16 protein-coding genes, 2 tRNA genes and 1 rRNA gene are annotated in these 17848 nt (G+C 34.2%); all 19 read left to right on the top strand.

What is annotated here, in order from left to right:
* Positions 1-2 precede the first annotated feature (2 nt).
* Entirely contained in the window at positions 3-575 is a 573-nt protein-coding gene (gene pth / locus LQ693_RS10070) for an aminoacyl-tRNA hydrolase (protein ID WP_025905567.1), read from the top strand.
* Positions 572-4081 carry a transcription-repair coupling factor gene (gene mfd / locus LQ693_RS10065; protein WP_107572900.1) on the top strand — a complete coding sequence of 1170 codons (3510 nt, stop codon included), beginning with the start codon at positions 572-574 and terminating at the stop codon, positions 4079-4081. Before pth ends, mfd begins: the two co-directional genes overlap by 4 nt.
* A complete protein-coding gene (locus tag LQ693_RS10060) occupies positions 4068-5576 on the top strand; it encodes a polysaccharide biosynthesis protein (RefSeq protein ID WP_239703197.1) in 1509 nt (502 codons plus the stop codon). The genes mfd and LQ693_RS10060 overlap by 14 nt, the downstream gene beginning before the upstream one ends.
* 7 nt (positions 5577-5583) lie before the next feature.
* Entirely contained in the window at positions 5584-6750 is a 1167-nt protein-coding gene (locus tag LQ693_RS10055) for a MazG nucleotide pyrophosphohydrolase domain-containing protein (RefSeq protein WP_239703198.1), read from the top strand.
* On the top strand, positions 6747-7013 hold the full coding sequence (locus LQ693_RS10050; protein WP_037590337.1) for an RNA-binding S4 domain-containing protein: 267 nt from the start codon (positions 6747-6749) through the stop codon (positions 7011-7013). The genes LQ693_RS10055 and LQ693_RS10050 overlap by 4 nt, the downstream gene beginning before the upstream one ends.
* 16 nt (positions 7014-7029) lie before the next feature.
* Positions 7030-7413 (top strand): FtsB family cell division protein, encoded by a 384-nt coding sequence (locus LQ693_RS10045; RefSeq protein ID WP_025905562.1) that lies wholly within the window; start codon positions 7030-7032, stop codon positions 7411-7413.
* Positions 7414-7496: 83 nt separating this feature from the next.
* Positions 7497-7880, top strand: coding sequence for a S1 domain-containing RNA-binding protein (locus tag LQ693_RS10040; protein ID WP_025905561.1), 384 nt, complete (start codon positions 7497-7499; stop codon positions 7878-7880).
* 88 nt (positions 7881-7968) lie between these two features.
* Entirely contained in the window at positions 7969-9249 is a 1281-nt protein-coding gene (gene tilS / locus LQ693_RS10035; protein WP_107565616.1) for a tRNA lysidine(34) synthetase TilS, read from the top strand.
* Positions 9233-9769 (top strand): hypoxanthine phosphoribosyltransferase, encoded by a 537-nt coding sequence (gene hpt / locus LQ693_RS10030; RefSeq protein WP_025905559.1) that lies wholly within the window; start codon positions 9233-9235, stop codon positions 9767-9769. The genes tilS and hpt overlap by 17 nt, the downstream gene beginning before the upstream one ends.
* A 92-nt stretch (positions 9770-9861) precedes the next feature.
* A complete protein-coding gene (gene ftsH, locus LQ693_RS10025) occupies positions 9862-11970 on the top strand; it encodes an ATP-dependent zinc metalloprotease FtsH (protein ID WP_103360996.1) in 2109 nt (702 codons plus the stop codon).
* 66 nt (positions 11971-12036) lie between these two features.
* A complete protein-coding gene (gene hslO, locus LQ693_RS10020) occupies positions 12037-12915 on the top strand; it encodes an Hsp33 family molecular chaperone HslO (protein ID WP_025905557.1) in 879 nt (292 codons plus the stop codon).
* A gap of 96 nt (positions 12916-13011) precedes the next feature.
* Positions 13012-13941: a cysteine synthase A gene (gene cysK / locus LQ693_RS10015; RefSeq protein ID WP_025905556.1), complete on the top strand. Its 930-nt coding sequence runs from the start codon at positions 13012-13014 to the stop codon at positions 13939-13941.
* A 129-nt stretch (positions 13942-14070) separates the two neighbouring features.
* Positions 14071-14880 (top strand): dihydropteroate synthase, encoded by an 810-nt coding sequence (gene folP / locus LQ693_RS10010; RefSeq protein ID WP_191835716.1) that lies wholly within the window; start codon positions 14071-14073, stop codon positions 14878-14880.
* Complete coding sequence (folB, locus tag LQ693_RS10005) at positions 14873-15232, top strand: dihydroneopterin aldolase (RefSeq protein WP_107565618.1); 360 nt, start codon at positions 14873-14875, stop codon at positions 15230-15232. Before folP ends, folB begins: the two co-directional genes overlap by 8 nt.
* Positions 15233-15721, top strand: coding sequence for a 2-amino-4-hydroxy-6-hydroxymethyldihydropteridine diphosphokinase (gene folK, locus LQ693_RS10000; protein ID WP_107565619.1), 489 nt, complete (start codon positions 15233-15235; stop codon positions 15719-15721).
* A 56-nt stretch (positions 15722-15777) separates the two neighbouring features.
* Positions 15778-17265, top strand: coding sequence for a lysine--tRNA ligase (lysS, locus tag LQ693_RS09995; RefSeq protein ID WP_025905552.1), 1488 nt, complete (start codon positions 15778-15780; stop codon positions 17263-17265).
* Positions 17266-17548: 283 nt separating this feature from the next.
* Positions 17549-17663, top strand: a 5S ribosomal RNA gene (gene rrf / locus LQ693_RS09990).
* A 13-nt stretch (positions 17664-17676) separates the two neighbouring features.
* Positions 17677-17752: transfer RNA gene (locus LQ693_RS09985), tRNA-Val, on the top strand.
* 5 nt (positions 17753-17757) lie between these two features.
* Positions 17758-17833 (top strand) — tRNA-Thr (locus LQ693_RS09980).
* Positions 17834-17848: the final 15 nt, after the last annotated feature.

The following is a 17848-nucleotide window of genomic DNA, read 5'->3' as shown; positions in this document are numbered from 1 at the left end:
ACATGAAATGTATTGTTGGACTTGGAAATATCGGAAAGAAATATGACCTTACGCGTCATAATATTGGCTTTGAAGTAGTTGATAAATTGCTTGATCGTCACCAATTAGACTTAGATAAACAAAAATTTAAAGGCGCATATACAATAGGGCTTATAAATGGAGAGAAAGTAATGCTTATTGAGCCTATGACTTTCATGAATTTATCAGGTGAAGCTGTAAGACCACTAATGGATTATTATAATATAGATATAGAGGATTTAGTTGTACTCTATGATGACATGGACCAGTCTCAAGGTCATTTGAGACTACGTCAGAAAGGAAGTGCTGGTGGTCATAACGGTATGAAGTCTTTAATTCAACATTTAGGGACAGACCGTTTTAACCGTATTAGAATCGGAATTGATCGTCCTACAAATGGCATGAGTGTACCGAGTTATGTGCTTCAAAAGTTCTCTGATGATGAAATGATTACAATGGAAAAAGTGATCGAACGCGCAGCAGATGCTTGTGAAGCTTTAATTAAAGGCGAAACTTTTCAGAATGTGATGAACCAGTATAATGGTGAAGTTATATGAAACACGTTATCCATGAAATCATACAAGCAGACGAACGATTTCAAGAATTAACGCAAATATTTGGAGAAAAGAACATACTCATAACAGGACTGAATCAGTCGAGTAAAGCACTACTCATTTTAGAACAATATCTTAAAAACGATAAACAACTCGTTATCGTAACAAATAACTTGTATCAGGCGGATAAATTAGAAGCGGATATTCTTCAATTATTGCCACCTGATGAAGTATTTAAGTTTCCTGTACAAGATATTATGATAGAAGCGTTCTCGACACAAAGTCCCGATTTAATGAGTGAACGTATCAGAACATTAACCCAACTTGCTCAAGGCAAGAAGGGCTTATTTATCGTGCCTATAAATGGCTTGAAAAAACAATTAACACCGAAGCACATTTGGAATGAACATTATAAATCAATTCAAATAGGTGATGATATTGATTTAGATGTATGGGCTAATCAATTGATTGATATGGGTTATAAGAGGCAATCGTTAGTATCAGCAGTTGGTGAGTTCTCGATTCGTGGTGGGTTGATTGATATCTATCCAGTAACTGGAGATCCTGTTCGAATTGAATTGTTTGATACTGAAGTAGACGGTATGAGATTGTTTGACGTTGAAACGCAACGCTCTTTAGGTAATGTTGAACAAGTTGAAATTACAACGGCTAGTGATTATATTTTTACAAGTGAACAAATTAGCCAACTTCCAGAACGTATGGAAGAAGCATATGAAAAGACAAGACAACAATTATCTACAGAAATGCGTCCTGACTTAAAAGATACGTATCAAACGATATTGATGCAAAGTGATGAATTGAAAGATCATCAAATTTTAAGACGTGTGATTTCATTTATGTATGATGAAGTGACAACTTTAACAGATTATTTTGCGGATGATACACTTGTTGTTGTAGACGAATATAATCGAATTAAAGAAACTGAACATTCATTAGACGTTGAAATCGAAGAATTTACGCAATCGCTAATAGAATCAGGACAAGGATTTATTGGGCAACGCTTTATTTCTGAACATGCTTTTACAGAGCTGTTACATCAACATAAAATCGCTTATTTCACTTTATTTACTGCAAGTATGCCAGTTGAAATTGAAGAGATGGTGAAATTCTCATGTAAACCTGTTCAAAGGTTCTATGGACAATACGACATTATGCAATCAGAGTTTGATCGCTTTATGAAACAAGGATTCACAGTCGTATTATTAGCAGAATCTGAAACGAGAAAGTCTCGTATTCAAAGTATGTTAAACGACATGAAAATTCCAACTGTTATAGATAGGGTAGAACAAGTCGGTGACCGAGGACAAGCTGTCGTAACAGATGGCGCGCTGTCTGAAGGGTTCGAATTACCTTATATGAAACTTGTCGTCGTGACAGAAAAAGAACTTTTCAAAGCACGTGAAAGAAAACAATCTAAAAGAAGACAAAAGTTATCTAATGCTGAAAAAATAAAATCTTATCAAGAATTGAATGTGGGAGATTATGTTGTACACGTACATCATGGTGTTGGTAAATATTTAGGTGTTGAAACATTAGAAGTATCCGGCATTCATAAAGATTATATTAAAATTCAATACAAAGGTACCGATCAATTATTTGTACCAGTTGATCAAATGAATGATGTTCAGAAGTTTGTTGGATCAGATGATAAAGAGCCAAAGGTGAATAAACTTGGCGGTACAGAATGGAAAAAGACAAAAGCTAAAGTTCAAAAAAATGTGGAGGACATTGCGGATGAACTGTTGAAACTTTATCAAGAGAGAGAACAAGTTGAAGGTTATCAATACGGTCCGGATACTGAAGAACAAATGACATTTGAAATGGACTTTCCATATGAACCTACGCCTGACCAAGTCACTTCTTTAGAAGAAATTAAAGCAGATATGGAAAAAAGAAGACCGATGGATAGACTGCTTTGTGGTGATGTTGGATATGGTAAGACTGAGGTAGCAATAAGAGCTGCATTTAAAGCAGTCTTGGAAGGTAAGCAAGTAGCCGTGCTCGTACCAACAACGATTCTTGCCCAACAGCACTTTGAAACATTCAGAGAACGTATGCAAGAATATCCAGTAGAAATTCAAATGATGAGTAGATTTAGAACGCCTAAACAAGTTAAAGAGACGAAAGCCGGTATCAAATCTGGATTTGTAGACATTGTTGTAGGTACTCATAAATTACTAAGTAAAGATGTTGAATATAAAGATTTAGGTTTATTAATCGTCGATGAAGAACAAAGATTTGGTGTGAAACATAAAGAAAGAATTAAAGCATTAAAGACAAATGTAGACGTTCTTACTTTAACTGCTACACCAATTCCGAGAACGCTTCATATGAGTTTATTAGGTGTTAGAGACTTATCTGTTATTGAAACACCACCTGAAAACAGATTCCCTGTTCAAACGTATGTATTAGAACAGAATATGAGTTTTGTTAAAGAAGCACTAGAACGTGAACTTTCACGTGGTGGACAAGCATTCTATTTATATAACCGCGTGCAGTCTATATATCAAAAGAGTGAACAGTTATCTATGCTCATGCCTAATGCGAGAATTGGTGTTGCTCATGGACAAATGACAGAACGAGAATTAGAAGAAACGATGTTGAATTTTGTCGATGGAGAATACGATATTTTAGTAACAACGACGATTATTGAAACGGGTGTCGATGTTCCAAATGCTAATACATTGATTATTGAAGATGCTAATAGATTTGGATTGAGTCAATTGTATCAGTTGCGTGGACGAGTAGGCCGTTCTAGTCGAATTGGTTATGCATATTTCTTACATGAACAAAACAAAGTACTGACTGAAGTTGCTGAGCAAAGACTGCAAGCTATTAAAGAATTTACAGAACTAGGTTCAGGATTTAAAATTGCCATGCGTGATTTGAATATTCGTGGTGCAGGAAACTTATTAGGTAGTCAGCAACATGGCTTCATAGATTCTGTAGGTTATGACTTATATTCTCAAATGTTAGAAGAAGCGGTTAATGTAAAACGAGGTATAGAACCAGAATCAGAAGTACCACAACTTGAAGTAGATATTAAAATAGATGCCTATATCCCTGCTGAATACATTAAGAATGAACAAGCCAAAATTGAAATGTACAAAAAATTAAGATCAATTACGACGCAATCTCAATTGGAAGATATTCAAGATGAACTAATCGATCGTTTTGGTGAATATCCTGTTGAAGTTCAGCGTTTATTAGATGTTGTGGAAGTAAGATTGAACGGTATTCACTTCGGTATTACAGAAATTAAAGAAGTCGCTAAAGTGATACAACTGACAGCTTCAGAATATACAACAAATCATTTAAAAGGTGATGTGTTGTTTAAAGTTACTGAACCATTAGGTAGAAAACTAAAAATAGCTGTTTCAGACAATCAAATGGTGTTTAAATTACAAAAATCAAAACAATGGTTAGACGACTTGAAATTCTTAACTAATGTGATCAATGAAAGTTTGGTAGACGATGACACAATCTAAACCCATTTTTAATAGTGTATTGTTGTTAACAGGCACGATGGTCATTGTTAAAATTTTAAGCGCAATTTATAGAGTGCCTTACCAAAATGTTTTAGGTGATGAAGGATTATATGCATATCAACAAGTATATCCGCTTGTTGCGATTGTGAGTGTTGTAAGTTTAAACGCGCTTCCTAGTGTCATGAGTAGCTGGATGATTCAACGTAAACAATCAGAAATAATAGGTATGTTCTGGTTTTTACAAATGACTTGTTTATTGATAAGTGTTGCTATATTTTTAAGTGCACAATTGGTAAGTGGACTGATGGGTGACACGAACTTAACGCCTATGATTCGTATGGCGAGTTTAGCGCTAATACCACTTGTATTTATCTCAATGGTACGAGGGTATTATCAAATGAAACATCAGATGAACTTTATTGCCGTTTCACAGGTGATTGATCAAGTCGTTAGAGTCGGTGTGATTTTAACCGCGATTTTGCTGTTTGTTGGCTTTAATATTTCGATTTATCAAGCTGGCACAATCGCAATCAGTGGATCTGTATTGGGATTAAGTTGTATTGCAATTTACTTCTGGTTTAAAAGAAAACCTAGATTGAGATTTTCCTGGGAAATAAAGTTGAAAGACACTAAAAATATCGTGACGATGACAATTTTGTATGCCATTTCTTATTTGATATTGATCTTATGGCAAATTGTAGATTCATTTACGCTTATACATCTGTTGCAAGAGAATGGTTATAGCTTTCATGAGAGTATAAAAGTAAAAGGTGTGTTTGATAGAGGTGCTTCATTAATTCAGATGGGGCTTATCATCACAACGACATTTAGTTTTGTGCTTATTCCATTGTTAACAGAACATCTGCAAAAGAAAAATCATCAACTCGTGAATGAATATGCTAATACATCGTTAAAGATAACAGTCTTATTTAGTATGGCTGCCGCATTTGGCTTAATGAACTTACTGCCATTATTAAATACTGTATTCTTTAAGACGAATGAATTAATCGGCACGCTGAGCGTCTTTATGCTCGCAGTTGTATTCGTGACATTTATCATTATGTATACAGCGTTATTGCAAGTGAAATTAAATAGAAATATATTATTTATTGCGCTCATGATTGGTATGGTAACGAAATTGATCGGGAATTACTGTTTTGTACTGCAGTTTGGTATATTTGGTGCAAGTTTATCGACAGTCTTGTCGCTCGCTATATATACATTGATTTTGCATGTACGTGTGATGAAACTTTATCAATTTCAACGTATGGGTTTGTTTATGATTAAAGTAATCACTTTACTTGCGATCATGTCTGTATTTGTACAAGTGGTACTGCTCATTCCAACGCACACGAGAATGACAAGTTTATTAATTATGTTACTGGCAGGTATTGTTGGCGTAATGGTTGTCATAATAGGTATAATAAAAATGAAAATATTAATAAAAGATGAATGGAAACATTTGCCTTTAATGGATAAAATAATAAAGGAGTAATTAACATATGGCACAACAAATACTAGTTGTTGGCTTAGGTAATTATAGTTTAGAAGAATTGCCAATGGGCGTTTACCGTAAACTTCAATCAGCTGACGTTATATATGCGCGTACGCTAGACCATCCAGTCGTTAAAGAATTAGAAGACTTAAATTGGCAAGGTTTTGATTATATTTATGAAAAGCACGATGATTTTCTTAATGTATATTCTGAAATTGTCGATACATTGATTGAAAAAGCTGAACATGAAAACATTATTTATGCGGTGCCTGGTGACCCAATGGTAGCTGAAACAACGACGCAGCTTCTATTAGAGAAAGCGCCGGATGTACACGTGTTAGGTGGGAAAAGCTTTTTAGATGATATGTTCAGAGCTGTTAATATTGATCCGAATGACGGGTTTACATTATTAGACGGAACGAGTTTGTCTGAGACTTCATTAAATATAAGAACGAATACGATTATTACACAAGTGTATGATCAATTAGTTGCATCGGATATTAAAGTTACATTGATGGAAAGATATCCAGATGACCATCCTGTGCAACTCGTTTCTAATGCAAGACTAGGTGAAGCGGATGTCATTTCATGTCCATTGTATGAAATGGACCATCATGCTGAGCTATCAAATTTAACAAGTTTATTCATTCCGAAAATAACTAAAGATGAACAACTATATGGTGATTTTCAATATTTAGAACAAACTATTGATACATTAGTGTCCGAAGAAGGTTGTCCTTGGGATAAAGTACAAACCCATGAAACATTGAAGCGTTATGTACTTGAAGAGGCATTTGAATTAATAGAAGCAATTGATGAAGATGATATTGATCATATGATAGAAGAACTTGGAGACATATTGTTACAAGTGATGCTACATGCTGCGATTGGAAAGAAAGAAGCATACTTTGATGTAAGAGAAGTGATACAAACATTAACGTCTAAGATGATACGTAGACATCCACATGTGTTTGGTGACCAAGAAGCGAATGATATTGAAGACCTCAAGAAAATTTGGAATGATGAAAAACAAAAAGAAGGCAAAGTTAAACGTGAGAAACTAGAAAAAATATTTGCTGATTACTTTTTGAAGTTGTATGATAAAACCAAATTAGAGGGATACGGTGAACAATTATTAAAAGAATTTATAAATAAAGGAGATTTAACAATTTGAGATTAGATAAATATTTAAAAGTATCTAGACTGATTAAACGTCGTACACTTGCTAAAGAAGTGAGTGACCAAGGTAGAGTTAAAGTAAATGGTCAAGTTGCTAAAGCAGGAACGACTGTAAGTGTTGAAGATGAATTGGAAATTAGATTAGGTAATAGAATAATTGTTGTCAAAGTGACAGGATTATCTGAACATGCTAATAAAGAAAATGCGAAGACAATGTTTGAAGTCATCAAAGAAGAAAAAATTCAAGATTCTATATAAATAAGGAGGTACACCAATGGCGCAAAAAATTAAAAATCTAGATAATGAATATACACAGTCCCAAAACAAACAAAAAAAGACTGTCAATAAAACGCGCCAAGTGATACGCAAGCGACTTACCTTATTTGGTGGAGTATTATTGTTAATAATCGTTATTATGATCATCATGCTATTTCTACAAAAAAATCGTAATGATGAATTAGTGCAAGAGCGTAAAGAAAAAGCTGTCACATATGAAAAATTACAAGATAAAGAGATAGAACTTAAAGAACAAATTAAACGACTGAACGATAAAGAATATATAGAAAAACTCGCGAGAAGTGAATACTTTTTAAGCAATGATGGTGAAATTATTTTTAAATTACCAGAAGACAAAAAAGACGCGGAAAATGATAAATAATCTGTTTATGGCGTTGTATAATTTTGTATAGAAGCATATAATAAGGTTAAAGTGAATTTATATCAGGAGGATACAGTAATAATATGTCAATTGAAGTAGGCAATAAAGTCAAAGGGAAAGTTACAGGTATTAAGAATTTTGGTGCATTTGTTGAATTACCTGAAGGGAAAAGTGGCCTTGTGCATATCAGTGAAGTTGCTGATAACTACGTCGAGAACGTGAATGACCATTTAACTGTAGGCGATGAAGTAGAAGTTAAAGTATTAACAGTAGCTGATGATGGAAAGATTAGTTTATCTATTAAAAAAGCTAAAGAACGTCCAAAGCGCCAAGCGCCTAAGAAAGAAGCTAAGCCTGAAGACTTTGAGAAGAAATTATCAAACTTTTTAAAAGATAGTGAGGATAAGTTAACATCTATTAAGAGACAAACTGAATCACGTCGTGGCGGTAAAGGTGCAAGACGATAATGGATTATAATAAAAAGAGGCTAATTAGTTGAGCCTCTTTTTATTTTGACAAGATCAAATGAATTTTTGAAAATTGAGGTGTGTAATCATGCTGAATGTAACTTGGCAACAAGAGGATGATTTAGCTTTAGCTGTTTCGACAGGAATAGATAGCATGTCACTTTTACACATGTTAAACACAACTTATAAAGACACATATCGTAAGTTAATTTGTTTACATGTCAACCATGGTTTAAGAGAAGCCTCGCGAGAAGAAGCGAAATTTATAAAACAATTTTGCGAAAAACATCATATTGAAATATATATCAAGACATTGGATTTGAGCGAAACAGTTAGTCACAATAAGAGCATACAAGATATTTCTAGACAATTGAGATATGAATGGTTTGATGAAATGATGAAACAAACCGGTAGCGATGTATTGTTGACGGCACACCATATGGATGACCAAAAAGAAACCATTGCTTATCGACTATTTACTGGGAGAATTGGCCGTGCACCTTTAGGTATTCAACAAGTTCAAAAAAGAAATGAATATATGATTTGTAGACCGTTGTTAAATGTATCCAAATCATTTATAAAACAATATCAACAAGAAAATGATTTTAAGTACTACGAAGATGATTCAAATAAAGATAGTAAATATACTCGCAACTATTTACGAAATCAATTGTTGCCTGTTATTGAAGAAAGGCCAGAATTTTCAACAGATCATTTACTGGATTTAAATCAATGGATGAATGATGCAAGAAAATTAATTATAACTGCAGCAGATGATTTTATTGCTAAAGAAATAAAACTGTCTGATCATGTTGAAATTAATCGTGATGCATTTAATCAGCTGAACGATTTAATTAAGATTCAAGTATTAGATCAATTAATGGCTCAATATGTTAAACGAAGATATAGCGAGAAGTCATATAAAGAATGGATGCACGTATTTAATAATTTTTCAAAACAATCCGTCATTCCTATATCTGATGATTGGCAGTTTATAGTAGCATATGATAAATTATTACTATGTGAAGATATTGAGTTCAATGTAAATTCTAAATTTATAAATCGTAATGAACAATATGTATTTGGGAATTGGTTAATTGAAACGAAAGACATAGCATCGCCTTTATTTGTAAGAACGAGAATGTCTGGAGATCGTGTTCAGTATTATAACCGGGGAAATAAACATCACAAAAAAGTTAACAGAATCATGATTGACAACAAGATTGACATACATAAAAGAAACAATTGTCCAATTATTTTATATGGTGATGACATTATTGCAATTGGTGATTTTTGGATGGATTCTAACTTTAAAAACGCACTAACTATTACTTATATTGGAGATGACTTTAATGAAAGACTCGATTAAGTCTGTTGTATTATCAGAAGAACAGATTCAAGAAAGATGCAAAACATTAGGAAAGCAAATCACAGAGGATTATAATGGGAAGACACCTATTTGTGTAGGTATTTTAAAAGGTTCAATCATGTTTATGGCTGATTTAATTAAATACATTGATACACATGTAGAAATAGACTTTATGGATGTTTCTAGTTATCACGGTGGTACAGAATCAACTGGAGAAGTTAAAATTTTAAAAGACTTAAGTACTTCTGTTGAAAATAGAGATGTCATTATCATTGAAGATATTTTAGAAACAGGTACAACTTTAAATTCTATCGTTGATTTATTGAAATACAGAAATGTTAATTCTATTGAAATCGTAACATTGTTAGATAAACCGATGAAACGTAAAGTAGATATCGAAGCTAAATATGTCGGAGAAAAAATTCCAGATGAATTTGTTGTAGGATACGGACTAGATTATGCTGAGAAATATCGTAATTTACCATACATTGGTACACTTAAACCAGAAATATATCAATGATGCGTATAAGCAAGTTTAATTACTAGCGTATGAAATTACAAATATGGTAAAATTTTTGTTAGTTTTATTAATTGAGTAGGAGGACAAATTGAATGCAAAAAGCTTTTCGTAATATATTAATGATCGCGCTTTTAGCTATCGTCCTATTTGGTGTATTCCAGTTCATTAATGGCAATGGACAATCACCAAAACAGCTTACATATAATGAGTTTATGACGAAGCTAGAAAAAGGCGATTTAAAAACGTTAACTATTCAACCAGAACAGAATGTTTATATGGTTAGCGGTGAATTGAAAAAAGGTAAAGATGAAACATATACATCTTCTATTTTATTTAATAATCAAGATGACTTGAAAAAAATAACAGCAACTGCTGAGAAACAAGATGATTTGAAATTTAATGTTAAAGAAGAAGAAAAACAAAGTGTGTTTGTTAGTGTATTAACAACGCTTATCCCAGTTTTAATTATTGCATTTTTATTCATCTTCTTCTTAAGCCAAATGCAAGGCGGCGGCGGTGGCGGCGGCCGAGTAATGAACTTTGGTAAGTCAAAAGCCAAGCTATATGATAATCAGAAGAAACGTGTAAGATTCTCTGATGTAGCAGGTGCCGATGAAGAGAAACAAGAGTTAGTGGAAATAGTTGATTTCCTTAAAGATAATCGTAAATTCAAGAAAATGGGTGCGCGTATTCCGAAAGGTGTCTTACTAGTTGGTCCTCCAGGTACAGGTAAAACATTACTTGCTAGAGCTGTAGCAGGTGAAGCGGGTACACCATTCTTCTCAATCAGTGGTTCAGACTTCGTTGAGATGTTCGTTGGTGTCGGTGCAAGTCGTGTGCGTGACTTATTCGAGAACGCTAAGAAAAATGCACCATGTATTATCTTTATAGATGAGATTGATGCTGTTGGTCGTCAACGTGGCGCTGGTGTTGGTGGCGGTCACGATGAACGTGAACAAACATTAAACCAATTATTAGTAGAAATGGATGGATTCGGTGAAAATGAAGGTATCATTATGATAGCTGCAACTAACCGTCCTGATATTTTAGACCCTGCATTATTACGTCCAGGACGTTTCGATAGACAAATCCAAGTTGGACGCCCAGATGTAAAAGGACGTGAAGCAGTACTTAAAGTACATGCTCGTAATAAACCGTTAGACGAAACTGTTGACTTAAAAGCAATTTCTCAAAGAACGCCTGGTTTCTCTGGTGCAGACTTAGAGAACTTGTTAAATGAAGCATCATTAGTAGCAGCACGTTCTAACAAAACGAAAATTGATATGAGAGATATCGAAGAAGCGACTGATAGAGTTATTGCAGGTCCAGCTAAGAAAACAAGAATGATTTCTGAAAAAGAAAAAAATATTGTTGCTTATCACGAAGCGGGTCATACAATTATCGGTTGTGTATTGGATGAAGCAGAAATGGTTCATAAAGTTACAATCGTTCCACGTGGTCAAGCTGGTGGATATGCAATGATGCTTCCTAAAGAAGATCGTTACTTTATGACTGAACCAGAATTATTAGATAAGATAGTAGGTTTACTTGGTGGTCGTGTATCTGAAGAAATAAACTTTGGAGAAGCATCAACAGGTGCTCATAATGACTTCCAACGTGCAACAAACATTGCGCGTAAGATGGTTACTGAATATGGTATGAGTAAAAAATTAGGTCCATTACAATTCGGTAGTACGGATAGTGGACAAGTATTTTTAGGTAAAGATATGCAATCTGAACCAAATTATTCAGACCAAATTGCTTATGAAATTGATTCAGAAGTACAACGTATCATTAAAGAACAATACGAACGTTGTAAACAAATTCTAACTGAACATAAATCACAATTAGAATTAATTGCTAAGACGCTTCTAGTAGAAGAAACATTAGTAGCTGAACAAATTCAATCATTATTCCATGAAGGTAAGTTACCAGAAGTTAAATATGATGATTCTCATCTTAACCAAAATGAAGACTCAGATGAAGATAAATATGAAGGTGACTTAACGCAACAAGAAGGTACATTAGATATTGACGATGATGAAGTTGGTAAATCATATGAAGAAGTTAAAGAAGAAGTGTCACATGAAAAACGTCGTGAAGACACTGATTCAGATAGTGATTCGGACGAACCAGCTCATGAACAAGAGCCAAATATCGATGACCTAGGTGACAATAAACCGACAGATCGTAAAGAATAATTTCACAAAAGTCCCTTTCAACAAATTGATTGAGAGGGGCTTTTTTTTAAAGAAGGAGTATAAAACATGACAAAAGATTATTTAGTAAGAGGATTAGCTTTCAATGATGAAGTGAGAGCTTTTGCTGTTCAAACAACAAATACAATACAAGAAGCACAAACACGCCATTACACATGGCCAACTGCATCAGCAGCATTAGGTAGATCAATGACAGCTGGTGTGATGATGGGATCAATGCTAAAAAATGAAGAAAAATTAACCGTAACAATTGATGGCGGAGGACCAATTGGTAAAATTATGGTCGATGCTAATGCGAAAGGTAAAGTAAGAGGATATGTACAAAATCCACAAACGCATTTCCCATTAAACGATCAAGGTAAATTAGATGTTAGACGTGCTGTTGGAACAGACGGTATGTTAAGTGTCGTTAAAGATATCGGATTGAAAGATTACTTTACAGGTTCTACACCAATTGTATCAGGAGAACTTGGCGAAGATTTTACTTATTATTTTGTAACAAGTGAACAAGTACCTTCAGCAGTTGGTTTAGGTGTATTAGTAAATCCTGATAATACAATTAAAGCAGCAGGAGGTTTCATCATTCAACTTATGCCTGGTGCATCTGAAAAAACAATTTCAGCAATTGAAGAAAAAATTAATCAAATGGAACCTGTATCTAAATTGATCGATAGAGGATTATCACCAGAAGAAATAATTGAAACAGTATTAGGTAAAGAAAATACTAGAATTATTGACCATATGGATGTTGAGTTCAAATGTAATTGTTCTAGAGAAAAATTCCTAAATGCAATTAAAGGTCTTGGAGAAGCAGAAATTGATGCAATGATTAAAGAAGATCATGGTGCTGAAGCAGAATGTCATTTCTGTAGAACAAAGTATCAATATAGCGAAGAAGAATTAATCGAGCTTAAGAACGCACTTTAATTTAGTAAATACTTTCACTTTATATGAAGTTTTGTTATAATCATTATATCCGATAAATAAACTAGGGTATAAAAACTATTTAGGAGTGAAGTGTAAATGGCTAAGAGAGTAAATAATATTGTAGAATTAATTGGAGATACACCTGTAGTTAAATTAAACAAAGTAGTTGAAGAAGGTTCAGCAGACGTTTATGTAAAACTAGAATACCAAAACCCAGGTAGTTCAGTTAAAGATAGAATTGGTTTAGCGATGATTGAAGCTGCTGAAAAAGAAGGCAAAATCAAACCAGGCGACACAATTATTGAACCAACATCTGGTAACACAGGTATCGGTTTAGCAATGGTTGCAGCAGCTAAAGGTTATAAAGCTGTATTTGTAATGCCAGATACAATGAGTAGCGAACGTCGTGCTTTATTAAAAGCTTATGGCGCTGAATTAGTATTAACACCTGGTGCAGAAGGCATGAAAGGTGCTATCAAAAAAGCTAAAGAATTAAAAGAAGAAAAAGGCTATTTTGAACCACAACAATTCGAAAACCCAGCGAACCCTAAAATCCATGAATTAACAACTGGTCCTGAACTTGTTGAACAATTTGAAGGTGTTCAAATTGACGCTTTCTTAGCTGGTGTAGGTACTGGTGGTACTTTATCTGGAGCAGGTAAAGTGCTTAAAGAAAAATATCCTAATATTCAAGTAGTTGCGATTGAACCAGAAGCTTCACCTATTTTAAGTGGTGGTTCACCAGGTCCTCATAAATTACAAGGTTTAGGTGCAGGTTTCGTACCAGACACTTTAAACACAGATGTTTATGACGATGTTATTAAAGTAGGTAATGAAGAAGCAATGGAAATGTCTAGAAAAGTTGCCAAAGAAGAAGGTATCCTTGGTGGTATTTCATCTGGCGCTGCAATTGTAGCTGCATTGAAAAAAGCTAAAGAACTAGGTGAAGGCAAAACAGTAGTAACAGTTCTTCCAAGTAATGGTGAACGTTACCTATCTACACCACTTTACGCTTTTGAAGACTAATTGATAAATAAATGATTATATAATAAGTATCACGTCTATAATAAATAACTTTTGAAGTTATTTCATTTAGGCGTGATTTTTTAAATTTGTTATAATAAATTTATCTATGAAAAAGGAAGGAAGACTATCTTGGTGAATACGAAAATTATGGGTATATTAAATGTTACGCCAGATTCATTTTCTGACGGTGGTTCATATAATAGTGTAGATAAAGCAAGACAACACGCTGAGAAACTTATCTCAGAAGGTGCGGATATTATTGATATCGGTGGTGTATCTACTCGCCCAGGTTATACAGAAGTACCAGGTTATACAGAAGTAAGTTTAGAAGAGGAATTGGACAGAGTTATTCCAGTTGTAGAAGCGCTTAGTGATTTAGATGTACAACTTTCAGTAGATACATACAGAAGTAAAGTTGCTGAAGAATCTTTAAAAAGAGGCGTAACGATGATTAACGACCAGTGGGCTGGTTTATATGACCCGAATATATTGAACGTCGTTGCAGAATATAATGCTGAAATTGTGTTAATGCATAACGGCGACGGCAAGAGAGATGTTCCGGTAATGGAAGAATTATTGCTTACTTTATTAAAACAAGCAAACCAAGCAGAAATTTGTGGCATACCCGAAAAAAACATTTGGTTAGATCCTGGTATTGGTTTTGCAAAGTCTAGAGAAGAAGAACGTATTGTCATGTCACGATTAGATGAATTGGTCGCTACAGGTTACAATGTGTTGCTTGCGACAAGCCGAAAGCGATTGATCAATGACTTATTAGGTGGCGAAACTAATGTTGATGAACGTGATGAAGGTACAGCAGCAACAACAGCTTACGGAATAGAAAAAGGTGTCCATGCTGTGAGAGTCCACAATGTACAAATGAACAAAAGAGTAGCTAAGACGATAGATGCTCTGAAGGAGATTCGATTAAATGGATAGAATAATATTAGAAGGCATGTCTTTTTACGGATACCATGGTGCAATTGAAGCGGAAAATGAACTAGGACAAATCTTTATAGTAGATTTAGAATTATATTTAGATCTTTCTGAAGCGGGTGAAACAGATGACTTAGAAAATACTGTTCACTACGGTGAAGTATTTGAAGTAGTCAAAGAAATTATGGAAGGTAAACCAGTAAAATTAATCGAACATCTTGCAGAACGTATTGCAAAAGAGCTATTTTCGCACTATAATCGAGTATTGGAAACCAAAGTTAAGATTACTAAAAATAATCCACCGATACCTGGACATTATAAAGGTGTAGGTATTGAGATAGTGAGGAAGAGATAAATGCATACTGCATATTTAGGTTTAGGCAGTAATATGGGAGATAGGCAACATCAACTGCAAGAAGCTGTTAAATTGCTGAATGAAATTGACGGTATTCAAGTTGTTCAAGAATCTCCAATATATGAAACGAAACCAGTAGGATACACAGATCAACCTGATTTTTTAAATATGTGTATTGAAATCTCAACTGAATTAGAATCATCAGAATTATTGAAAGTTTGTATGATGGTAGAACAACAACTTCATCGTGTTCGAGTTGAAAGATGGGGACCACGTACAATTGATATAGATATTTTATTATATGATCAATCTGTTATTCAATCACCAGAACTAGAAGTACCTCACCCAAGAATGACTGAAAGAGCATTTGTGATGATACCTTTGAATGATATTGCCTCAAATGTTGTGGAACCTATATCGAAGAAATATATTTGGGAGCTATTGCCAAACGATGAACATGTAGTAAAGTATAATGGTGAAAGTAAATAATCTACGTGTGGTTTAAATAAAATAACAAGTGTAATTTAAATAAGGAGTGGAAAATCATGTCAGAAGAAATGAATGACCAAATGTTGGTTCGTAGAGAAAAATTACAAGAATTAAGAGATTTAGGTATCGATCCTTTCGGTAAGAAATTTGTCCGCAGTGGAGACTCTAAATCATTACACCAAGAATGGGACGAATTCAGTAAAGAAGAATTACATGATAAAGAAGACGAATCAGCTGTTGCTATCGCAGGTCGTTTAATGACTAAAAGAGGTAAAGGTAAAGCTGGATTTGCACATGTTAAAGATATTACTGGTCAAATTCAAATTTATGTTCGTAAAGACCAAGTAGGTGACGAACAATTTGAAATATGGAAACATGCAGATTTAGGTGACATCGTAGGCGTAAAAGGTGTTATGTTTAAAACGAATACTGGAGAATTATCTGTTAAAGCGAAAGAATTTACTGTTTTAACGAAATCTTTACGTCCATTACCAGATAAATATCATGGTTTACAAGATATTGAACAACGTTACCGTCAACGTTACTTAGATTTAATTACAAGTGAAGAATCAACTAAAACATTCATTACAAGAAGCCAAATTATTCAAGAAATGAGAACTTACTTAAATAATAAAGGTTTCTTAGAAGTAGAAACACCAATGATGCACCAAATCGCAGGTGGGGCTTCAGCTCGTCCTTTCGTAACACATCACAATGCGTTAGATGCTACTTTATACATGAGAATTGCAATTGAATTACACTTGAAACGATTAATCGTAGGTGGATTAGAGAAAGTATATGAAATTGGAAGAGTATTCCGTAATGAAGGTGTATCTACAAGACATAACCCTGAATTTACAATGATTGAATTGTATGAAGCATATGCTGATTACAACGACATTATGGATTTAACTGAATCTATGGTAGCAGCAATCGCTGAAAAAGTATTAGGTTCTACAACTGTACAATATGGCGAAGAATCTATAGATTTAGCACCTAATTGGAGAAGATGGCATATGGTTGATGCCGTTAAAGAATATACGGGTGTAGATTTCTATGAAGTTAAAACTGATGAAGAAGCACATGCTCTAGCAAAAGAACATAATATAGAAGTAGAAGATCGTATGACATATGGTCATATTCTGAATGAATTCTTTGAACAAAGAGTTGAAGAGAAACTTATTCAACCTACATTTATTTATGGACACCCAATCGAAATATCACCATTAGCTAAGAAAAATCCTGAAGATCCAAGATTCACTGATAGATTCGAATTATTTATTGTTGGTAGAGAGCATGCAAATGCGTTTACTGAATTAAATGATCCAATTGATCAACGTGAAAGATTTGAAGCACAAATGAAAGAAAAAGATCAAGGTAACGATGAAGCACATGAAATGGATGATGACTTTATTGAAGCACTTGAATATGGTATGCCTCCAACAGGTGGTTTAGGAATAGGTATTGATAGATTAGTTATGCTATTAACAAACTCTGCTTCTATTAGAGATGTATTACTATTCCCTTATATGAGACAAAAATAAATGTAACTAAAAGCCGTGCACAATTCCATATTGTGTGCGGTTTTATACTTTTGAAAGGCTTTAAAATGCGATTGATGAAGTTTTTTAAAGAAATATAAACTTTTTTGTCGTAAAGTGTTGACGAGTGTTTCTAAATTGTGTATTATATAAAGGTCGCTGAAAACAAGCGCATATCAATTCGAGATGTTTGTAAAGAAAGTTAATAAGGTGTAAAATTTACTATTGAAAAACCTTGATGAGTTCTTTATAATATATAAGGTAAGACAAAAACGAAACAACATTGTCTGGTGGCGATAGCAAAGAGGTCACACCTGTTCCCATGCCGAACACAGAAGTTAAGCTCTTTAGCGCCGATGGTAGTTGGGCTTACGTTCCGCGAGAGTAGGACGCTGCCGGGCGATATTGTTAATTGGAGAATTAGCTCAGCTGGGAGAGCATCTGCCTTACAAGCAGAGGGTCGGCGGTTCGAACCCGTCATTCTCCACCATTTTTGCCGGCCTAGCTCAACTGGTAGAGCAACTGACTTGTAATCAGTAGGTTGGGGGTTCAAGTCCTCTGGCCGGCACCATGTTTTAGAGCCATT

Origin of the sequence: Mammaliicoccus sp. B-M6, from assembly GCF_022386965.1 — a bacterium.
GTDB lineage: Bacteria > Bacillota > Bacilli > Staphylococcales > Staphylococcaceae > Mammaliicoccus > Mammaliicoccus sciuri_A.
Note: the sequence above shows the minus strand (reverse complement) of the source record. Positions and strands in the feature narration are given on the sequence as shown.

Coding starts and splice junctions, on each gene's coding strand:
- lysS (WP_025905552.1), top strand. CDS start 15,778: ATGTCAGAAGAAATGAATGACCAAATGTTGGTTCGTAGAGAAAAATTA.
- hslO (WP_025905557.1), top strand. CDS start 12,037: ATGACAAAAGATTATTTAGTAAGAGGATTAGCTTTCAATGATGAAGTG.
- LQ693_RS10060 (WP_239703197.1), top strand. CDS start 4,068: ATGACACAATCTAAACCCATTTTTAATAGTGTATTGTTGTTAACAGGC.
- pth (WP_025905567.1), top strand. CDS start 3: ATGAAATGTATTGTTGGACTTGGAAATATCGGAAAGAAATATGACCTT.
- LQ693_RS10055 (WP_239703198.1), top strand. CDS start 5,584: ATGGCACAACAAATACTAGTTGTTGGCTTAGGTAATTATAGTTTAGAA.
- hpt (WP_025905559.1), top strand. CDS start 9,233: ATGAAAGACTCGATTAAGTCTGTTGTATTATCAGAAGAACAGATTCAA.
- mfd (WP_107572900.1), top strand. CDS start 572: ATGAAACACGTTATCCATGAAATCATACAAGCAGACGAACGATTTCAA.
- folB (WP_107565618.1), top strand. CDS start 14,873: ATGGATAGAATAATATTAGAAGGCATGTCTTTTTACGGATACCATGGT.
- cysK (WP_025905556.1), top strand. CDS start 13,012: ATGGCTAAGAGAGTAAATAATATTGTAGAATTAATTGGAGATACACCT.
- tilS (WP_107565616.1), top strand. CDS start 7,969: ATGCTGAATGTAACTTGGCAACAAGAGGATGATTTAGCTTTAGCTGTT.
- folK (WP_107565619.1), top strand. CDS start 15,233: ATGCATACTGCATATTTAGGTTTAGGCAGTAATATGGGAGATAGGCAA.
- LQ693_RS10040 (WP_025905561.1), top strand. CDS start 7,497: ATGTCAATTGAAGTAGGCAATAAAGTCAAAGGGAAAGTTACAGGTATT.
- LQ693_RS10045 (WP_025905562.1), top strand. CDS start 7,030: ATGGCGCAAAAAATTAAAAATCTAGATAATGAATATACACAGTCCCAA.
- ftsH (WP_103360996.1), top strand. CDS start 9,862: ATGCAAAAAGCTTTTCGTAATATATTAATGATCGCGCTTTTAGCTATC.